Source organism: Streptomyces sp. NPDC001351 (genome assembly GCF_042896045.1).
GTDB lineage: Bacteria > Actinomycetota > Actinomycetes > Streptomycetales > Streptomycetaceae > Streptomyces.
The window spans coordinates 867,801-885,268 of the sequence record NZ_JBIAWS010000002.1 but is presented as its reverse complement, the minus strand read 5'-3'; the positions used below and the strand labels follow the sequence as shown (position 1 = coordinate 885,268).

The window sequence follows — 17,468 nt, the reverse complement described above, 5'->3', positions numbered from 1 at the left end:
CGGGTCACCGATCGTTCTCAGCCACAGGAGTACCGTGCTCCGCACGCGCGCCGCATGCACAGCCCTCGCCACAGCCGTCCTCGCGCTGCTGGCGGCGGGCTGCGGTGACGCGGGCGGACTGCAGGGCGCCGGGTCGACCCCGACCGCGACCAGCCCGGACAAACTGTGGCCGGGCCTGAGCCCGGCGGCCAGTCCCGCCTGGGACTACGACAACGGCGAGGCCGAGGCCATGAAGGGCGTCACGGCTCCGGACGACGACATCCGCAAGGTGGACCCGGTGGCCGTCGTCAGGGCCGAGATGTCCCAGCACCCCTCCGACTACTCCGGCTCCAAGGCGCCGTACCGCGAGACGGCCCGCCGTATGGCCTACTGCGGCAAGCAGCCGGCGAACCCGAAGTGTCCGCTGCTCAAGGCGTACTACCGGGACGTCACCGGCGACGGGCGCCCCGATCTGACGCTGGGCTTCCGGCTGCTGCCCGGCAACCAGACCGCCGTGCGCATCTACACCGTCGAGTCGGGCCGGGTGGTCCAGGTCATGTCCAACAACGACGCGGTCAGCGGCGTCGAGCTGGCCGGGCGCTCCGTGATCATCCACGCGCCGTCCGATCTCGCCGACTACGAGTACCGCTTCCAGTGGACCTGGGACCCGAACCAGCGCGTGATGCTGCTCACCCACGACGAGATGCTGCACATCGGCAAGCGCGAGCGCCTGTCGCACCCCTCCGCATCGCCCTCCGCCTCCCCCTCGGCGACCTCATGACAAGGCTCGCGCTCCCCCAGTGGGCCGGCACGCTCGCCCTGAAGGCCGCCGGGTTCATCACCGTGATGTGCTGTGCGCTCGCCGCGCTGCTCGGCGTGCTCGTGCATGTGTCGGTGACGAACCAGACCGTCGGCCAGGCCCGCGACCTCGCGCTGTCGCGCCTGACGGACGCGACGAAGGCGTACCAGGCCGGGGACTCGCTGCTGCCGGGGGCGGGCGTCGATCCCCCGGGGCTGCCGAGCGCGCTGCGGGAGCTCGCGGCGGACGGGGACCGCGGCACGATGGTCTCCGAGCACCACGGGCATCCCACGATGTGGGCGGCGGGTCCCGCGGACCGGAACAGGGCGCTCGCCGTCGAGGTCGACTACTCACAGCAGTCCCATACGATCGCCGCGCTCGACCAGTCCATCCTGTGGTCGTCGGGCCTGGCGATCACGGTGACGCTGCTGGTGGGCGCGTTCGCGGTGACCCGGGTGACACGGCGGCTGCACGCCACGGCGCAGGTGGCCCGGCGGATCAGCGCGGGCGACCTGGACGCGCGCGTCGACGACCCCCGTACGAAGGATCCGACACACCCCCAGGACGAGGTGGCCGCCGTGGCCGCCGCGCTGGACTCGATGGCGGCCTCGCTGCAGGGCAAGCTGCTGAGCGAGCAGCGGTTCACCGCGGACGTGGCGCACGAGCTGCGCACGCCGCTGACCGGGCTGCACGCGGCGGCCGAGCTGCTGCCGCCGAGCCGGCCGACGGAGCTGGTGCGGGACCGGGTGGCCGCGCTGCGCACGCTCACCGAGGATCTGCTGGAGATCTCCCGGCTGGACACCGGGCGGGAGCAGCTGGAGCTGGACGCGGAGGAACTGGGCGCGCTGGCCGCGCGGGTGGTGCGGGCGTCGGGGACCGACACGGAGGTCGTCGTGCTGCGGGACGCCCGCGTGGAGACGGACCGGCGGCGGCTGGAGCGGGTGCTGGGGAATCTGGTCGCCAATGCGCACAAGCACGGGCGGGCGCCGGTGTCTCTGACCGTGGACGGGGCGGTCGTGACCGTACGGGATCACGGGGACGGGTACCCGGACTATCTCCTTGAGCACGGGCCGCAGCGGTTCCGGACCGAGGGCGGTGCCAAGGGGCACGGTCTCGGGTTGACCATCGCGGCCGGGCAGGCCGAGGTGTTGGGGGCGCGGCTGGAGTTCGCCAATGCGGTGGATGGTGGGGCGGTTGCGATTCTGACCCTGGGGTCGGGGGACTGAGAGCTCGGGTCCGACGGTCGTTGGTCGCGTACAGGCCTGTGGGGGCTTGTCGCGCCCACGCGGCGGAGCCGCACATCGATACAGCCCCGCGCCCCTTTCGGGGCGCTCCTATGGACCAGCGTGACAGGCGAGCCCCGCCCCCTCCTCCTAATGTGGCGGATATGTGGCGAATAGTCAGCTTCGCCCCCGTTCATGGAGGTATCCCCCATGTCCCTGCGCTCCACCCTCATACGTCTGGCCACCGCCACCGCCGCCTGCGCTCTCGTCAGTTCCGTGGCCGTCTCCCCCGCCCTCGCGGACGACGAGTGGGGCGGCGGTGACGGGGACCCGGGCTTCGGCCAGGGGGGCGAGCACGACCACGACCACGACCACGACCACGACCGGCTCGCGCGGGGTGTCGTCACCGCGGGCACGCTGTTTCTGCGCAGTGCGCCGAACCGCGGCAGCCAGGTGATCCGGGTGGCCCACCGGGGCGATGTGGTCTCCATCTTCTGCAAGACCCCGGGGCAGAGCGTCGACGGCGACAACATCTGGTACCTCCTCCCGGACGGCACCTGGGCGTGGGGCGCGGCCCGCTTCATCGACGTCACCAGCCACGAACAGCCGCGCTGGTGCTGAGATCCTGAGATCACAAGACCGACTATTTGGGTAGGTTCCGGACATGACCAACGCCGGACCCACCGTGGCACAGGCGGACACCCCGGCCACCCCAGCCCCCGTGACCCGTCTGCCCCGGCGCCGTGGCATCGAACTCGCCCTCATCGTCGTCGCCGTACTGCTCTGCGTGTACGGCTACTGCGCCGTGGGCCTCGCGAGGAACGGCACCGTCCCGCCCGGCGCCGCCGGTTACGGCGCCGGGCTCGGCGTGCTCGCGCTGCTCGCCCACTGCGCGGTGCGGATGCGGGCGCCGTACGCCGACCCGCTGCTGCTGCCCATCGGGGTGCTCCTCAACGGCATCGGCCTGGTGCTCATCCACCGGCTCGACCTGGAGACTCCCCACGACCAGGCCGCCCCCACCCAACTCGTCTGGTCCACGCTGGGCGTGGCCCTGTTCATCGCGCTGGTCCTGACGGTCCGGGACTACCGGTGGCTCCAGCGGTACGCGTACGTCTGGGTCGTCGCCGCGCTCTTCCTGCTGGCGCTGCCGATCCTCTTTCCGGCCGTGAACGGCGCCCGCATCTGGGTGCGGATCGCCGGATTCTCCATCCAGCCGGGCGAGTTCGCGAAGGTGCTGCTCGCGGTGTTCTTCGCCGCGTATCTGGCGGCCAACCGCAGCGCGCTCGCGTTCACCGGGCGTCAGGTCTGGCGGTTCCGGAGGGTCCAGCTGCCCACGGGCCGGGTGCTCGGTCCGATTCTCGCCATCTGGCTGGCGAGTGTGGGTGTACTGGTGCTGGAGCGCGATCTCGGCACCTCGCTGCTGTTCTTCGGTCTGTTCGTGGTCCTGCTGTACGTCGCCACCGGCCGCATCGGCTGGATCGCCGTCGGCCTGCTGCTGGCCGCCGCCGGCGCGGTGGCCGTCGGCTGGCTGGAACCGCATGTGAACAGCCGGGTCCAGGACTGGCTGCACCCCTTCGCGACGATCGAGGCGGGGCGGGGCCCCAACCAGGTCGCGCAGTCCCTGTTCGCCTTCGCGGCGGGCGGTGTCCTCGGCACGGGCCTCGGCCTCGGCCATGCGATCCTCATCGGCTTCGCGACGAAGTCCGACTTCATCCTCGCGACGGCCGGGGAGGAACTGGGGCTGGCGGGCCTGTCCGCGCTCTTCCTCCTCTACGGCCTCCTCGTCGAGCGCGGCTACCGCGCGGGCCTCGCCCTGCGCGACCCCTTCGGCCGGCTGCTGGCGGTCGGCCTCGCCTCGATCGTGGCGCTCCAGGTGTTCGTGATCGCGGGCGGGGTGACCGGGCTGATCCCGCTGACCGGCATGGCGATGCCGTTCCTGGCGCAGGGCGGTTCGTCGCTGGTCACCAACTGGGCGATCGTGGCGCTGCTGATCCGGGTCAGCCATGCGGCACGGCGTCAGTACAACGGGGAGGTGGCGCCCTGATGGCGAGGCACATCCGGCACGCCGCCTTCTTCTGCGCCCTCCTGCTCGTCGCACTCCTCGTCAACGCCGTCCGCATCCAGATCCTCAGCGCCAGGACCTTCGACGACAATCCCGCCAACCGCCGCGCCACCATCGCCCGTTACGAGCGGCCGCGCGGCAACATCCTGGTCGGCGGGCAGAGCATCACCGGCTCCCGTGACTCCGGGGAGCAGCTCCGCTACGAACGGACGTACACGGACGGCCCCCTGTACGCCCCCGTCACCGGCTTCGCCTCGCAGGTGTACGGCACCACCCTGCTGGAGCACACCGGGGACTCGGTGCTGTCCGGCACCGACCCGATGCTCTCGCCGTTCCCCCTGGTGGGTGACCTCACGCGGACCCAGGGCCGGGGCGGCAACGTCGTGACGACCCTCAACCGGGCGGCGCAGCGGGCGGCGTACCAGGGACTCGACGGGCGCAGGGGGGCGGTGGCGGCGATCGAGCCGGCGACGGGGCGGGTGCTGGCGCTGGTGTCGAGTCCGTCGTACGACCCGGCCGTGCTGTCGGGGAACGCCGCGGCCACGGAGCGGTCCTGGACACGGCTGAACGACGATCCGGACAAGCCGATGCTCAACCGGGCGGTGCGGCAGACGTATCCGCCGGGTTCGACGTTCAAGGTGGTCACCGCGGCGGCCGCGCTGGACGCCGGTGTCGTCCTGGACATCGACCGGCCGACCGATTCACCGGATCCGTACCGGCTGCCGGGTACCACGACCCTGCTGATGAACGAGGGGGACGGCTGCGAGGACGCCCCGCTGCGGGAGGCCTTCGCGTGGTCCTGCAACACGGTGTTCGCGAAGCTCGGCGTGGATGTGGGCGTGAAGCGGATGGGGGCCGCGGCGAAGGCCTTCGGCTTCAACGACCCCCGGCTGCGGATCCCCTTCTCCGTGGCGCCGAGCACCTTCGACACGTCCGTCGACCGGGCGCAGCTCGCGCTGTCGTCGATCGGGCAGTACAACACGCGGGCCACGCCGCTGCAGATGGCGATGGTCGCGGCGGCCGTGGCGAACGGCGGGCAGGTGCGCTCGCCGTATCTGGTGGAGCGGACCACCACGGGCAACGGGGCCACGATGACCACGGCGGGCTCGCGCCCGGTGCGCCAGGCGATGCGTCCGGAGACCGCCGACGTCGTGAAGCGGCTGATGGAGGACGTCGTGACGGAGGGCACCGGCACGAACGCCGCGATACCCGGCGCGATCGTCGGCGGCAAGACCGGCACCGCCCAGCACGGCATCGGCAACTCCGGTACGCCGTACGCCTGGTTCGTGTCCTGGGCGCAGAGCGAACGCGAGGTGCTGCCGAGGGTCGCGGTGGCCGTGGTGGTGGAGGACGCGTCGGCGGATCGGGAGGACATCACCGGGGGCGGAATGGCCGCGCCGATCGCCAGGGACGTGATGCGGGCGGTGCTGAACTCCCCGCCCGGCAGCGTGAGTTGAGGGCTGCTCCTGGACCGGCTCGGTCGGCGGGGCTCACATGCTGAGACAGGGTCTGGGATCGCCGGACCTCCCGACCTATCGTTCGGTTCATGACGACACCCGATGCCGCGTACCAACTCGCCCAGGTCAACATCGGACGCCTCAAAGCCCCTCTGGACTCACCCCAGTTGAAGGACTTCGTCGACAACCTCGACCCCGTGAACGCCGACGCCGACGCGGCGGACGGTTTCGTCTGGCGGCTCGAGAGCGACTCGGGCAACGCGACGGACGTGCCCGTCCTCGGCGACGAGTGGCTGATCATCAACATGTCGGTGTGGAGGGACAGCGGCGCCCTGACCGCGTACATGTACCAGGGCCGCCACCGCGAGATGCTGGCCCGCCGCCGGGAGTTCTTCGAGCGGGTGCAAGAGGCGATGGTGGTCCTGTGGTGGGTCCCGGCGGGGCACCGGCCGACCGTCGCGGAGGCCGAGCAGCGGCTGCTGCACCTGCGCGCGAACGGACCCACGCCGTACGCCTTCACGCTGCGGACCTCGTTCCCTGCGCAGGGGGCCGAGCCGGTGCCGCTGGCGGTGCCGGACGACCTGGGGTGCTCGGTCTAGCTCCCGCCCGAGGCCGCGCCCGCCTCGATCGCGTCCGTCACCTCGGCCACCCGTTCCTGTTCCTCCGCGGCGAACCGTTCCGCGTCCAGCTGTTCCGCGATCTCCTCGTCCTGGGCCATCAGCAGGTCCAGGTTCGAGTCGCCCATCTCGAAGACGCCCATGTCGACGTACGCCTGCTGCAGCCGCTTGCCCCACAGGCCGATGTCCTTGACGCAGGGGACGATGCGCGAGAACAGCAACTGCCGGAACAGCGCCAGGAATTCGGACTGTTCGCTGTACTCCTCCGCCTCGGCGGTCGGGATGCCGAAGTTCTCCAGGACCTCGACCCCGCGCAGCCGGTCCCGCATCAGATAGCAGCCCTCGATGACGAACTCCTCGCGTTCGCGCAGTTCGGCGTCGGTGAGCTGCTTGTAGTAGTCGCGCAGCGCCATCCGGCCGAAGGCGACATGCCGGGCCTCGTCCTGCATGACGTAGGCGAGGATCTGTTTGGGCAGCGGCTTGTCGGTGGTGTCGCGGATCATGCCGAAGGCGGCCAGGGCCAGGCCCTCGATGAGGACCTGCATGCCGAGGTAGGGCATGTCCCAGCGGCTGTCGCGGAGGGTGTCGCCGAGCAGCGACTGCAGGTTGTCGTTGATCGGGTAGAGCATCCCGATCTTCTCGTGCAGGAAGCGGCCGTAGATCTCCGCGTGCCGCGCCTCGTCCATGGTCTGGGTCGCCGAGTAGAACTTGGCGTCCAGGTCGGGGACCGACTCCACGATCCGGGCCGCGCAGATCATCGCGCCCTGCTCGCCGTGCAGGAACTGGCTGAACTGCCAGGAGGCGTAGTGCTTGCGCAGCTCACCCTTGTCCTTGTCGCTCATCTTGGCCCAGTGCTTGGTGCCGTAGAGCGACATCGACTCGTCGGGGGTGCCGAGGGGGTCGTACGGGTCGACCTCGAGATCCCAGTCGATGCGCCTCTGGCCGTCCCACTGCTTGTCCTTGCCCTTCTGGTACAGGGCGAGCAGGCGGTCACGGCCGTCGTCGTACTCCCAGCTGAAGCGGGCCGCACCGCTCGCCGGCACCTGCCAGAGAGGGTCTCCCGAGTCCATGGCGTACAGGTCGTAAGTCGGCATGCTTCGCAGGCTCACACGCGGTAGACGCCGGGTCAACAAGTCGCGCGCAGGGGATTGACGAGCTTGCTGACAAGCAGTCTCATAAGCGATGGAGGATGTGACCCCGGGTAACAGAGGTGGGAGAACGATGACGACCCTGACGGAAGCCGACGCGCTGGACGGTCTGCGCGACGCGCTCGGGCTGCTCAAGGACCGCGAACAGGTGGCCGAACGGCTTCTCGCCTCCTCCGCCAAGCACTCCTTCGACCCCGACAAGGAACTGGACTGGGACGCGCCCTTCGAGGAGGGCAAGTGGTTCTGGCCGCCGGAGCTGGTGTCGCTGTACGACACGCCCCTGTGGAAGCGGATGGGCGAGGAGCAGCGGATCCTGCTGTCGCAGCACGAGGCGGCCGCGCTGGCCTCGCTCGGCATCTGGTTCGAGCTGATCCTCATGCAACTGCTCGTGCGGCACATCTACGACAAGGCGGCCACGAGCGCGCATGTGCGGTACGCGCTCACCGAGATCGAGGACGAGTGCCGGCACTCCAAGATGTTCGCGCGGCTGATCTCGCGCGGAGACGCGCCGTGGTATCCGGTGGCCCGGGTGCACCAGAACCTGGGGCGGCTGTTCAAGACGATCTCGACCACGCCCGGGTCGTTCACGGCCACGCTCCTCGGGGAGGAGGTGCTCGACTGGATGCAGCGGCTGACGTTCCCGGACGAGCGGGTGCAGCCGCTGATCAGGGGGGTCACGCGGATCCATGTCGTGGAGGAGGCCCGGCATGTGCGGTACGCGCGGGAGGAGCTGCGGCGGCAGATGGTGACGGCGCCGCGGTGGTCGCAGGAGTTCACCAGGGTGACGTCCGGTGAGTTCGCGCGGGTGTTTTCCGTCGCCTTCGTCAATCCCGAGGTGTACACGAATGTGGGGCTGGACCGGCGGGAGGCGGTGGCGCAGGTTCGCGGCAGCGGGCACCGCAGGGAGGTCATGCAGACCGGCGCGAAGAGGTTGACCGACTTCTTGGACGACATTGGTGTGCTGCGGGGTGTCGGCCGACGGCTGTGGAGGTCATCGGGTCTGCTGGCCTGATGCAGTCTGCGGGCCGGTGGGGCTTCTCGCGCAGTTCCCCGCGCCCCTGAGGGGGTGCAGTCCCGTCGGCCTAGCTGTACCCCCCTAGGGGCGCGGGGCTGTGACATATGCGGCTCCGCCGCGTGGGCGCGACCAGCCACAACGAACCCGCACCCGGCCGACTACCCTGCGAGGCATGACCCCCTCCGCCCCTGCCTACCGCCGCCTCAGTGTCGAAGAGCGCCGCAGCCAGCTGCTCGAAGCCGCGCTGTCCCTCTTCGCGCACCGCGCCCCCGAGGACGTCTCCCTCGACGACGTGGCGGAGGCGGCCGGGGTCTCGCGACCGCTCGTCTACCGGTACTTCCCCGGCGGGAAGCAGCAGCTGTACGAGGCGGCGCTGCGGTCCGCCGCGGACGAGTTGCAGCAGTGCTTCGACGAGGCGCGGGTCGGGCCGCTGCTGCCCCGGCTGGCCCGGGCCCTCGACCGGTATCTCGCGTTCGTCGACCAGCACGACGCCGGGTTCAGTGCGCTGCTGCAGGGCGGCAGCGTGGTGGAGACGTCACGGACGACCGCCATCGTGGACGGGGTGCGGCGGGCCGCCGCCGAGCACATCCTGAGCCATCTGGACGTTCCGGACCCCGGTCTGCTGCTGCGGATGACCGTACGGATGTGGATCACCGCGGTCGAGGCGGCCTCCCTGATCTGGCTCGACGAGGACAAGCATCCGCCGCTCGACGAACTGCGGGACTGGCTGGTCGAGCAGTTCGTGGCCGTCCTCTCGGTGACCGCGGCCCGGGACCCGCAGACCGCCGCGCTGGTGCGGGCGCTGGCCGAGGATGTCTGAGACTGGTGCCGTGAAGAGCGAACAGACACCGTTCGAGGGCGGGCCGATGGACGGCCGCGTGCTGCCCGTCCTCGTGGGCCCCACCGGGCACCCGCCCAAGACGTACCGCATTCCCGTACCGGACGCGGCAGGCGGCCCGCCCACCGTGGTCGTCTACCGGCGCGTGCCGCGTGGCCACAGCAAACGCCTCGGGCTGCCGCAGGGGTGGAAGTACGAGTACGACCCCGAGGGGTGGAAGGACAGCGGGAAGCTGAAGTGGCCGTGGTCCAAGCCGGACGCCGATCCAGACGCCACGCCGGGCCGCAAGCCGGACGACACGGACGGGTGACGAGCTTGCGCCGATCAGCGCACACGCGGCGCGTTTTTGGCCGTGGAGACGTCAACACCTGACTGTGCGGAGCAGAGGGGCTGCCCCGCACCGGAGGTGATGATGTGTCAGGAAGGCTTCTGCGCCTGGTCTGCACGGTGGCGATGGCCGCCGGCGCTCTCCTCGTACCGCCGCCCGCCGCGGCCGTGCCGGGGGCGGAGCCCGGCGGGCGTACCGTCGCCCAGCAGCTGACGGATCTCCAGCGGCTGTACCGGGAGGCCGAGAAGGCCACCGAGACCTACAACGCCACCGCGGAGAAGCTGACGAAGCAGCGCGCGGAGGTAGCCCGCCTCGACCGCGAACTGGCCGTGGCCCGCCGCTCCCTGCACGACAGCCGGGTCGCCGCGGGACGTCTGGCCAGACAGCAGTACCAGGGCAGCACCGAGATCTCCGCGTACGTACGTCTGCTGCTCGCGCGCAACCCCCAGCAGGCGCTCGACGAGGGGCATGTGCTCGGCCGGTTGGCGCGGGAGCGGGTCGAGACGGTCGGGCGGCTGACCGCGAGTGAGAAGCAGGCCGGTGAGCTCGACCGCGCGGCGCGGAAGGCCCTCGACGATCAACTGGCCCTCGCCGAGCGGCAGAAGAAGGACCGCGACGACGTACAGGCGCGTCTGAAGGACGTCGAGAAACTTCTCGCCTCCCTCACCCCCGGGCAGCTGGCCGCGCTCGGCGAGTTGGAGAACAAGGACACCGCCGCGGCACAGCGGCGGCTGATGGCGTCCGGGGTGCTGCGCGGCGAACGCCGTCCCTCGAAGAAGGGCGCCCGGGCCCTCAGCTACGCCGTGCGGCAGCTCGGGAAGCCGTACCGGTGGGGGGCCGAGGGCCCGAAGTCGTACGACTGCTCGGGCCTGACCTCCCAGGCCTGGGCCAGGGCCGGCAGGCGGATCCCGCGCACCAGCCAGGAGCAGTGGGCGCAGCTGCCGCGGATCCCGCTGAAGAAGCTGCGCCCGGGCGACCTCGTGATCTACTTCCCGGATGCCACGCATGTGGCGATGTACCTGGGCGCGGGCATGATGATCCAGGCGCCGCGGACGGGCGAGACGGTCAGGGTCTCGCCTCTCGCGTCCTTCCCGATCCTGGGTGCCGTGCGTCCGGACCGGCGCCCCAAGGGTGCCTAGCCGGTCACTTCCGCGAGGTAGGCGGCCGTCTTCTCGGGTTCGTAGAAGAAGTTCTCGTAGTCGGACGGGTCGTTGAAGCCGTTGGCGAAGCGGTCGGCGACCGGCTGGAGCTGGCCGGCCGCGCCGATCAGGTTGAGGATGTGCTCCGGCGGCGGGGCGAGCATCGCGTTCGTCCACTTGGTGACGTGCCGGGCGGTCTCCCAGTAGCGGTCGAACGTGGCCTGCATCCAGGTCTCGTCGAACTCCTTCTCGCCGTTCTCCAGGATCGACGCGAGGTACGAAGCCGCGCACTTGGAGGCCGAGTTGGAGCCCTGTCCGGTGATCGGGTCGTTGGCGACGACGACGTCCGCGACGCCGAGGACCAGTCCGCCGCCGGGCAGCCGGCCGATGGGGTTGCGGACGGTGGGGGCGTAGCGGCCGGACAGCACACCGCCCGCGTCGGTCAGTTCGACCTTCCGGGCCCGCTCGAACTCCCAGGGCGTGAACTTCTCCATGAGTTCCAGGGTCAGGGAGAGGTGCTCCGCCGGGTCCTTGACGCCGTTGAAGACGTCGAGCGGGCCCCCGGGTATGCCCTCCCAGAAGAGGATGTCGGCGCGGCCGGAGGTGGTGAGCGTCGGCATGACGAACAGCTCGCCCACGCCCGGGACCAGGTTGCAGCGGACCGCGTCGTAGTCGGGGTGCTCGGGGCGGGGGCCGAGGCCGTGGACGTAGGAGACGGCGAGGGCGCGCTGCGGCTCGGCGTACGGCGAACGGGAGGCGTCCCGGCCGAACATGGACACCAGCTCGCCCTTGCCCGCCGAGACGAGGACCAGGTCGTACGTACGGGAGAAGTAGTCGAGGTCGGAGACCGCCGCGCCGTGGATGACCAGCTGGCCGCCGCGCTGTGCGAAGGTCTCCATCCAGCCGGCCATCTTCACCCGCTGGTCCACCGACTGCGCATACCCGTCGAGCCTGCCCACCCAGTCGATCACGCGCTGCGTCGGGCCCGGGTCGTGCGAGCCGGGGGCCGCGACCGAGACGCCGAGTCCTTCGATCTTCGGGGCCTGGGACTCCCAGAAGTTCAGCTGGAGATCGCGCTCGTGCTGCAGTGCCGTGTGGAACATGCACTGCGTCGACATGACCCGGCCGGAGCGGATCTCGTCCGCCGTCCGGTTCGACATCAGGGTGACCTCGTACCCGTGCGACTGGAGTCCGAGGGCGATCTGGAGACCGGACTGGCCGGCTCCTACGACGAGTATCTTCCGCATGCGGGGCTGTTCTCCTACTCGGGGACTGCTCGGGGACTGCTCCGGTGGGCTGCCGGGGGCTACTCGGGGGTGACGTCCAGCGCGTGGCCCACCAGGGACAGCAGGGTCTCGATCACCGAGATCCGGCGGCGCGCGTCCATGATCATTACAGGTATGTGGGCGGGGATCGTCAACGCCTCCCGCACGTCCTCCGGTTCGAACAGCTCGCTGCCGTCGAAGTGGTTGACCGCGACGACATACGGCAGTCCGCAGCTCTCGAAGTAGTCAAGGGCGGGGAAGCAGTCCTTGAGGCGACGGGTGTCGGCCATGACGACCGCGCCGATCGCGCCGCGCACCAGGTCGTCCCACATGAACCAGAACCGCTGCTGGCCCGGCGTGCCGAACAGATAGAGCACCAGGTCGTCGTCGAGCGTGAGACGGCCGAAGTCCATGGCCACGGTGGTGGTCAGCTTGCCCGGTGTGGCGGTGAGGTCGTCGGTCTCCTCGCTCGCCTCGGTCATCAGCGCCTCGGTCTGCAGGGGCGTGATCTCCGAGACGGCGGTGACCAGGGTCGTCTTGCCGACGCCGAAACCGCCCGCCACGACTATCTTCGTCGCGATCGGGGCACGGGTGCGGTCCGTCTGCCAGGACTTCAGATCCTCGTCGGTGTCCGCGAAGGCGGTGTCTCTAAAGGCGACGGAGTCCACTCAGCACCCTTTCCAGCAGTGCGCGGTCCGGGCGGCCCGTGCCGTGACCGGTACCTGTTCCGTACACGCGGATCCTGCCCTGGTCCGCGAGATCGCTGAGCAGTACGCGGACCACGCCCAGCGGCATCTTCAGCAGCGCTGCGATCTCGGCCACCGTGCGCATACGGCGGCACAGTTCGACGATGGCCTGCATCTCGGGCATCACCCGGGTGCTGAGCGAACCATTCGTCAGTTCCTTGCGCTCCTCGGGGGCGTCGAGCGCGGCCACGAACGTCTCCACGAGGAGGACGTGACCGAAGCGGGTACGGCCGCCGGTGAGCGAGTAGGGGCGGACTCGGGCCGGCTTGCGGTCGCCGCCGCGGACGGGAAGCTTCCTGGGCGAACTGCTCATCGGTGGCTCCCGGCGGAATCCGTCTCCAGGGATTTTCGCAGCTCGCTGCGGAGTTCCGGCGTCAGGACGTGGCCGGCGCGGCCCACGAACAGGGCCATGTGGTACGCCACCACGCTCATGTCGCAGTCCGCGGAGCCGTGCACGCCGAGCAGGCTGCCGTCACTGATCGACATCACGAACAGGCTGCCCTCCTCCATCGCGACCATCGTGTGCTTCACGGGGCCGGAGTCCATCAGCCGGGCCGCCCCGATGGTGAGGCTGCCGATGCCGGAGACGATGGTGGCGAGGTCGGCGGAGGAGCCCCGGGGGCCCGTGGGCCTGGCGTCCCGGGTCTGACGGGCCTCGTCGTTGCGGCCGGGGTCGGAGGAGAGCAGGAGCAGGCCGTCCGAGGAGACCACCGCTACTGACTGGATGCCCGGCACCTCCTCGACCAGGTTCGTCAGCAGCCAGTGCAGGTTGCGGGCTTCACTGCTCAGTCCGAAGGTACTGGGCGCGGTCAACTGCTTGCCTCCTCGACAGTGCCCCCCGTGGTTTCTTCGGATACGGCTGGTGCGGCGCCCGGCATCTGGTGCTGGGCGGTCTGTTCTGCGATCTCCGCCTCTACGGCCTGGTAGCCGGCCTGGGCGCCGGTGCGGAAGCCGCCGAGTCGTCGGCGGAGGGCTTCCGCGTCCACCGTGCGGGGGCGCTGGGGCGCGGACTCGGTCGGTGCGGTGATCTTGGGGGTGCGCTTGGGGAGGCCCTTGTCGGTGAGCTGCTCCTCGTCCGGGGCGCGGGTGTGTTCCGCCTCGGCTTCGCCTTCGGCAGGGATGTTCCCACCTGTACCACCCGTACCACCCGTACCACTTTCGTCGTCGACTGCGGGTGGCCCCTGTGGAGCGGACTCGCCGTCGGCGGCTGCCGGTCGGGCTTGGGACGGGATCGTCCCGGACGCGAGGGGCGGGTGGGCCTCGGTCGCCTCGGGCGCGCGGCGGCCATGGCTCTCCGCCCCCTCGGCGGCCGACCGGCCATGGGCCTCCACCCCCTCGGCGGCCGACTGGCCATGGGCCTCGTGCGCCAGGTCCGGGAGCAAGAGTTCCATCGTGGTTTCGGCCGGCGCGGGTGTCTCGTGCCGGAGGGCCTTCTCCGCCAGGGCCACCAGCGGGTCGGTCGGCTTCTGGCGGGCGTGGAGTTCGTTGGAGTTGGCCTCCGCGTCCGCCCCGGGGAGGGAGAACGAGAGCGTGCCGCCGGTCGTCGTCGGGGAGGTGGACGACGGGACCGCTGCGGGCGGGGCCGCCGCCAGGAGGGGGGTCGGGAGGACCACCACCGCAGCGACGCCGCCCTGCTTCTGCTCGCGCAGCTGGACGCGGACGCCGTGGCGGTGGGCGAGGCGGGCGACGACGTAGAGGCCGAGGCCGAGGCCCTCCTCGCCCTCCTGGTCGTAGGGGGACTCGGGGTCGAACTCGGCGAGACGGGCGTTGAGGCGGGTCAGGCGTTCGGCGGTCATGCCGATGCCCTCGTCCTGGACGGAGAGCATGACCTCGCCGTTCTCCAGGAGCCAGCCGGAGACCTCGACGGGCAGGTCCGGCGGGGAGAACGAGGTGGCGTTCTCCATCAGCTCGGCCAGCAGGTGGGAGAGGTCGTCCGCGGCGAAGCCCGCCACGTGGGCGTGCGGCGGCAGCACGGCGATGCGGACACGCTCGTAGCGCTCGATCTCGCTGACCGCCGCGCGGACGACGTCGACGAGCGGGACGGGGTGCGCGCTCTGCTGGACGTGCTCGGTGCCGGCGAGGACCAGGAGGTTCTCGCTGTGGCGGCGCATGACCGTCGCGAAGTGGTCGAGCTTGAAGAGGGTGGCGAGGCGCTCGGGGTCCTGTTCGCGCTCCTCCAGGCCCTCGATGACGGCGAGCTGGCGCTCGACCAGACCGAGGGTGCGCAGGGAGAGGTTCACGAACGTGCCGCCGATACTGTCGCGCAACCGCTCCAACTGGGCGGCGGATTCGGCGAGTTCGGCGCGCAGCTCCTCACGGGCGTCCGCCATCTTCTGGCGCTGGCCGACCAGGTGCTTGCGGTCGGCCTCCAGGGTGACGATGCGCTCGCTGAGGACCGCCGCGTGCGCGTGCAGGGCGTTGACGGAGCGGACGACCTGCGCGAACTCGTCGTTGCGGCCGGTGAAGGTGATCGGTTCCTCGGCGGCGGGGTCCGCCGCCTCGGCGAGCCGGGCCGAGCCGCGGCGCAGGACGGAGAGCGGCCGGGTGAGACTGCGCGCCATCGCCGTGGCGATGCCGACGGCGAGCAGCATCAGGGCGCCGAGGACGGCGATACGCAGCTCCAGCGCGCTGACGTCGTCGTCGCGCAGCTGGGCCAGGTCCTTGGTGCGGCGGTCGTAGAGGGCGGACTCCGCGCCGCGCATCGCGTCGATACGGGCGGAGAGCGCGGCGTCGACCTTCGAGGCGCTGGTGCCGAGTTCGGATGCGGAGAGCGTCGGCTGGTCGGTGAGCCTGGCCAGGTACTTCTCGGCGGAGTTGACCTCGGGTCCGGTGACCGTGGAGTCGTACGACGTCCGGGCGGCCTTGGTCGCGGTGTCGTGGAAGTCGGCGAGGGCCGCGTCGGAACGCAGCCGGGCCTGCTGGGCGGCGGCGGTCAGCGCGGCCCGCTGCTTGGTGTCGGCGGCCGAGGAGGAGGTGACCGTGGTCGGCAGTCCGGTGACCGGGCTGATGACCGTCTGGGTGCTGCTGGGCACGTTGAGCGCCGCGAGGAGCAGGCCGCGGGCGGCGGCGGCCTGCTGCACGGCCGTGTCCAGCTCGGCGAGGGCGTAGGCGCCCGATCCGGCGCGGGGCGGCATCTGCTGCGCCAGCTGTTCGGCGAGCCGGTGCAGTTCGGTGATGGCGGCGGAGTAGGCGTCGTGCGTCTGCAGGGCGTCGCTCTTGCCGGTGAGCGCGGAGCGGCGCAGCGCGGCGATGCCGTCGAGGTCGCCGCGGAGGGCGGCGGGGGTGTCGGTGTTCTGCTGCAGCTCCTCGACCTGCCGGTCGACGCGGGCGCTGCGCTGCTCGGAGGGCGCCTTGGACTTGGGCCGTCCGGCGGCGATGTAGGAGGTCACCTCGTCCCGCTCGTCGGCAAGCGAATGAGCCAGGGCCAGAGCGTCCTGGGTCCGCCCGGCGAGCGTCACCAGGTCCTGGGAGTCACTGAGCTGCCCGGAGGCGGAGAGGACGGAGGGGAGACCGGCCCCGGCTATCGCGGCGGCCACCACGGCCACGGCGACGACGAGCCGGTTGCGCACATGCGTGGGCCGGCCCTTGCCGGTGGTGGTGGCGGTGCTGCCGGACGTGTGCTCCACGCCCGCTGCGGGGTCCGTCTGCTTGCCTGTACGACGAGGCCGCGTCTTGTGCACCGGTGCTCGCAATCCTGACTCGTGGTACTCATGGGCCCGGGTGTGACGCTCCGTCAACTGACGTCGACTGTACGTACGCCCAGTACGGTGCCGACCCTCCCAGTGCCGGTGGGCAGTGGACGAGCATCACCTGACCCGCCACCCGAAGGAGTGAACATCGGAGGAGAGTTGGCGGGCAAGTTCCTGGGAAGGGTTCAGCGGCCCTGTGCGGCAGGCCGGTTGGACGTCCGCGCCGGGCGGTGGCAGTATTCGCCGCCACGGCTTCCCGGAACAACGGATTCCACCCCAAACAGGGCGTCTGACCTGCGCGAGTGCGTCAATTCCGCGACCGATGCCAGGCTTTGGCGAACCTTGTGAAGACGTCGTGCAGACTGGCCGAATGCATACGGAACTTGTTTCGGAGCCTGGTGATCCCACCTACCCCAACGAGGACTTCGCCGCGGCCACACTCCCGGCTTCCGGCCAGGGCGGGACCCTCGTCGTCCTGGACGGGGTGACGCCACCGCGCGACGGGACGGGCTGTCTGCATTCGGTCCCCTGGTACACGTCCCGTCTCGGCGGAGCCCTGACCGAACTGACCGTTTCCCTCCCGGATGTTCCGCTCCAGGAGGCGCTGGCTCGTGCCGTCACGCGTACGGCCGAGGCCCATGCGACCACCTGTGACCTTTCTCACCCACGCACCCCACAGGCAACGGTGGTGGTGGCGCGGTGGGGCGTGGAGACGCTGGAGTACCTGGTCCTGTCGGACTCGGCCCTGCTGGTGGAGTCACCGGAGGGCACGGTCACGTCCCTCCTGGACGACCGTCTGTCGCGGCTGCCGCGGTCGTCCCTGGCGACGGACGCCCTCGTGGACTCAACGGTCCGGAACAAGGAGGGCGGCTTCTTCACGGCGGCCGCGGATCCGGCCGTGGCGGCGCGGGCGGTGACGGGCGTGCTGTCGCGGGGCGACGTGCGGGCCCTGGCCGCCCTGACGGACGGCGCCACCCGGTGGGTGGAGAAGTTCCGGGAGGGCGACTGGGCGGACTGCTTCCGCTTTGTGCGGAAGGAGGGGGCGCAGGCGCTGGTCGACCGGGTACGGATGCTGGAGCGGGCCGACGCGGAGGAGCGGAGATATCTGCGGCGCAGCAAGACGCACGACGACGCGACGGTCGTGTACGTGGAGTTGTGAGCCG

At 70.8% G+C, this 17,468-nt stretch carries 17 protein-coding genes; 11 read left to right on the top strand and 6 right to left on the bottom strand.

Translation table 11 applies throughout. The annotated features are described in order from the left end of the window. Positions 1-34 precede the first annotated feature (34 nt). The 6 genes from ACFY1U_RS09720 to ACFY1U_RS09695 all read left to right on the top strand — a co-directional run bounded on the left by ACFY1U_RS09720 (position 35) and on the right by ACFY1U_RS09695 (position 6,119). Entirely contained in the window at positions 35-760 is a 726-nt protein-coding gene (locus ACFY1U_RS09720; RefSeq protein WP_390693547.1) for a hypothetical protein, read from the top strand. Continuing rightward, positions 757-2,004, top strand: a complete 1,248-nt coding sequence (locus ACFY1U_RS09715; protein ID WP_390693546.1) for an ATP-binding protein — start codon at positions 757-759, stop codon at positions 2,002-2,004. The genes ACFY1U_RS09720 and ACFY1U_RS09715 overlap by 4 nt, the downstream gene beginning before the upstream one ends. A gap of 207 nt (positions 2,005-2,211) precedes the next feature. Beyond that, complete coding sequence (locus ACFY1U_RS09710; protein WP_390693545.1) at positions 2,212-2,622, top strand: SH3 domain-containing protein; 411 nt, start codon at positions 2,212-2,214, stop codon at positions 2,620-2,622. Positions 2,623-2,665: 43 nt separating this feature from the next. Beyond that, positions 2,666-4,045 carry an FtsW/RodA/SpoVE family cell cycle protein gene (locus tag ACFY1U_RS09705; protein ID WP_390693544.1) on the top strand — a complete coding sequence of 460 codons (1,380 nt, stop codon included), beginning with the start codon at positions 2,666-2,668 and terminating at the stop codon, positions 4,043-4,045. After that, positions 4,045-5,520 (top strand): penicillin-binding transpeptidase domain-containing protein, encoded by a 1,476-nt coding sequence (locus ACFY1U_RS09700; protein ID WP_390693543.1) that lies wholly within the window; start codon positions 4,045-4,047, stop codon positions 5,518-5,520. Before ACFY1U_RS09705 ends, ACFY1U_RS09700 begins: the two co-directional genes overlap by 1 nt. An 89-nt stretch (positions 5,521-5,609) precedes the next feature. After that, the gene (locus ACFY1U_RS09695) at positions 5,610-6,119 is read left to right on the top strand and encodes a DUF3291 domain-containing protein (protein ID WP_390693542.1); all 510 of its coding nucleotides are present in this window, start codon (positions 5,610-5,612) and stop codon (positions 6,117-6,119) included. Here the strand turns inward: ACFY1U_RS09695 and ACFY1U_RS09690 are convergent. Further along, entirely contained in the window at positions 6,116-7,231 is a 1,116-nt protein-coding gene (locus ACFY1U_RS09690) for a ferritin-like domain-containing protein (RefSeq protein WP_390693541.1), read from the bottom strand. The two genes, ACFY1U_RS09695 and ACFY1U_RS09690, sit on opposite strands and share 4 nt — an antisense overlap. A gap of 127 nt (positions 7,232-7,358) precedes the next feature. Here ACFY1U_RS09690 and ACFY1U_RS09685 point away from each other — a divergent pair, with 127 nt between their 5' ends. The 4 genes from ACFY1U_RS09685 (at position 7,359) to ACFY1U_RS09670 (ending at position 10,605) form a co-directional block, all read left to right on the top strand. Beyond that, on the top strand, positions 7,359-8,297 hold the full coding sequence (locus ACFY1U_RS09685) for a diiron oxygenase (RefSeq protein WP_390693540.1): 939 nt from the start codon (positions 7,359-7,361) through the stop codon (positions 8,295-8,297). 175 nt (positions 8,298-8,472) lie between these two features. After that, positions 8,473-9,120, top strand: coding sequence for a TetR/AcrR family transcriptional regulator (locus tag ACFY1U_RS09680; RefSeq protein ID WP_390693539.1), 648 nt, complete (start codon positions 8,473-8,475; stop codon positions 9,118-9,120). After that, a complete protein-coding gene (locus ACFY1U_RS09675) occupies positions 9,113-9,448 on the top strand; it encodes a hypothetical protein (protein WP_390693538.1) in 336 nt (111 codons plus the stop codon). The genes ACFY1U_RS09680 and ACFY1U_RS09675 overlap by 8 nt, the downstream gene beginning before the upstream one ends. A 104-nt stretch (positions 9,449-9,552) precedes the next feature. After that, positions 9,553-10,605 carry an NlpC/P60 family protein gene (locus ACFY1U_RS09670; RefSeq protein WP_390693537.1) on the top strand — a complete coding sequence of 351 codons (1,053 nt, stop codon included), beginning with the start codon at positions 9,553-9,555 and terminating at the stop codon, positions 10,603-10,605. Here ACFY1U_RS09670 and ACFY1U_RS09665 read toward each other — a convergent pair. Genes ACFY1U_RS09665 through ACFY1U_RS09645 form a run of 5 tightly spaced genes read right to left on the bottom strand, consistent with a single transcriptional unit; the run spans position 10,602 to position 16,296 of the window. Continuing rightward, entirely contained in the window at positions 10,602-11,852 is a 1,251-nt protein-coding gene (locus ACFY1U_RS09665) for a styrene monooxygenase/indole monooxygenase family protein (RefSeq protein ID WP_390693536.1), read from the bottom strand. The genes ACFY1U_RS09670 and ACFY1U_RS09665 overlap by 4 nt on opposite strands. Before the next feature lie 59 nt (positions 11,853-11,911). Further along, on the bottom strand, positions 11,912-12,538 hold the full coding sequence (locus ACFY1U_RS09660; protein WP_030928821.1) for an ATP/GTP-binding protein: 627 nt from the start codon (positions 12,536-12,538) through the stop codon (positions 11,912-11,914). Then, the gene (locus tag ACFY1U_RS09655) at positions 12,519-12,929 is read right to left on the bottom strand and encodes a DUF742 domain-containing protein (RefSeq protein ID WP_351474393.1); all 411 of its coding nucleotides are present in this window, start codon (positions 12,927-12,929) and stop codon (positions 12,519-12,521) included. Before ACFY1U_RS09655 ends, ACFY1U_RS09660 begins: the two co-directional genes overlap by 20 nt. Beyond that, complete coding sequence (locus ACFY1U_RS09650) at positions 12,926-13,429, bottom strand: roadblock/LC7 domain-containing protein (RefSeq protein WP_390693535.1); 504 nt, start codon at positions 13,427-13,429, stop codon at positions 12,926-12,928. The genes ACFY1U_RS09655 and ACFY1U_RS09650 overlap by 4 nt, the downstream gene beginning before the upstream one ends. Next, positions 13,426-16,296 (bottom strand): nitrate- and nitrite sensing domain-containing protein, encoded by a 2,871-nt coding sequence (locus ACFY1U_RS09645; protein ID WP_390693534.1) that lies wholly within the window; start codon positions 16,294-16,296, stop codon positions 13,426-13,428. Before ACFY1U_RS09645 ends, ACFY1U_RS09650 begins: the two co-directional genes overlap by 4 nt. Before the next feature lie 379 nt (positions 16,297-16,675). On the opposite strand from ACFY1U_RS09645, the gene ACFY1U_RS09640 reads away from it, so the two are divergent. Beyond that, entirely contained in the window at positions 16,676-17,464 is a 789-nt protein-coding gene (locus ACFY1U_RS09640) for a protein phosphatase 2C domain-containing protein (RefSeq protein WP_390693533.1), read from the top strand. Positions 17,465-17,468: the final 4 nt, after the last annotated feature.

What these genes read in the sequence shown, in the direction of transcription:
- ACFY1U_RS09640 (WP_390693533.1), top strand. Translation starts at nt 16,676, where the DNA reads ATGCATACGGAACTTGTTTCGGAGCCTGGTGATCCCACCTACCCCAAC.
- ACFY1U_RS09715 (WP_390693546.1), top strand. Translation starts at nt 757, where the DNA reads ATGACAAGGCTCGCGCTCCCCCAGTGGGCCGGCACGCTCGCCCTGAAG.
- ACFY1U_RS09675 (WP_390693538.1), top strand. Translation starts at nt 9,113, where the DNA reads ATGTCTGAGACTGGTGCCGTGAAGAGCGAACAGACACCGTTCGAGGGC.
- ACFY1U_RS09700 (WP_390693543.1), top strand. Translation starts at nt 4,045, where the DNA reads ATGGCGAGGCACATCCGGCACGCCGCCTTCTTCTGCGCCCTCCTGCTC.
- ACFY1U_RS09690 (WP_390693541.1), bottom strand. Translation starts at nt 7,231, where the DNA reads ATGCCGACTTACGACCTGTACGCCATGGACTCGGGAGACCCTCTCTGG.
- ACFY1U_RS09695 (WP_390693542.1), top strand. Translation starts at nt 5,610, where the DNA reads ATGACGACACCCGATGCCGCGTACCAACTCGCCCAGGTCAACATCGGA.
- ACFY1U_RS09655 (WP_351474393.1), bottom strand. Translation starts at nt 12,929, where the DNA reads ATGAGCAGTTCGCCCAGGAAGCTTCCCGTCCGCGGCGGCGACCGCAAG.
- ACFY1U_RS09705 (WP_390693544.1), top strand. Translation starts at nt 2,666, where the DNA reads ATGACCAACGCCGGACCCACCGTGGCACAGGCGGACACCCCGGCCACC.
- ACFY1U_RS09710 (WP_390693545.1), top strand. Translation starts at nt 2,212, where the DNA reads ATGTCCCTGCGCTCCACCCTCATACGTCTGGCCACCGCCACCGCCGCC.
- ACFY1U_RS09665 (WP_390693536.1), bottom strand. Translation starts at nt 11,852, where the DNA reads ATGCGGAAGATACTCGTCGTAGGAGCCGGCCAGTCCGGTCTCCAGATC.
- ACFY1U_RS09685 (WP_390693540.1), top strand. Translation starts at nt 7,359, where the DNA reads ATGACGACCCTGACGGAAGCCGACGCGCTGGACGGTCTGCGCGACGCG.
- ACFY1U_RS09680 (WP_390693539.1), top strand. Translation starts at nt 8,473, where the DNA reads ATGACCCCCTCCGCCCCTGCCTACCGCCGCCTCAGTGTCGAAGAGCGC.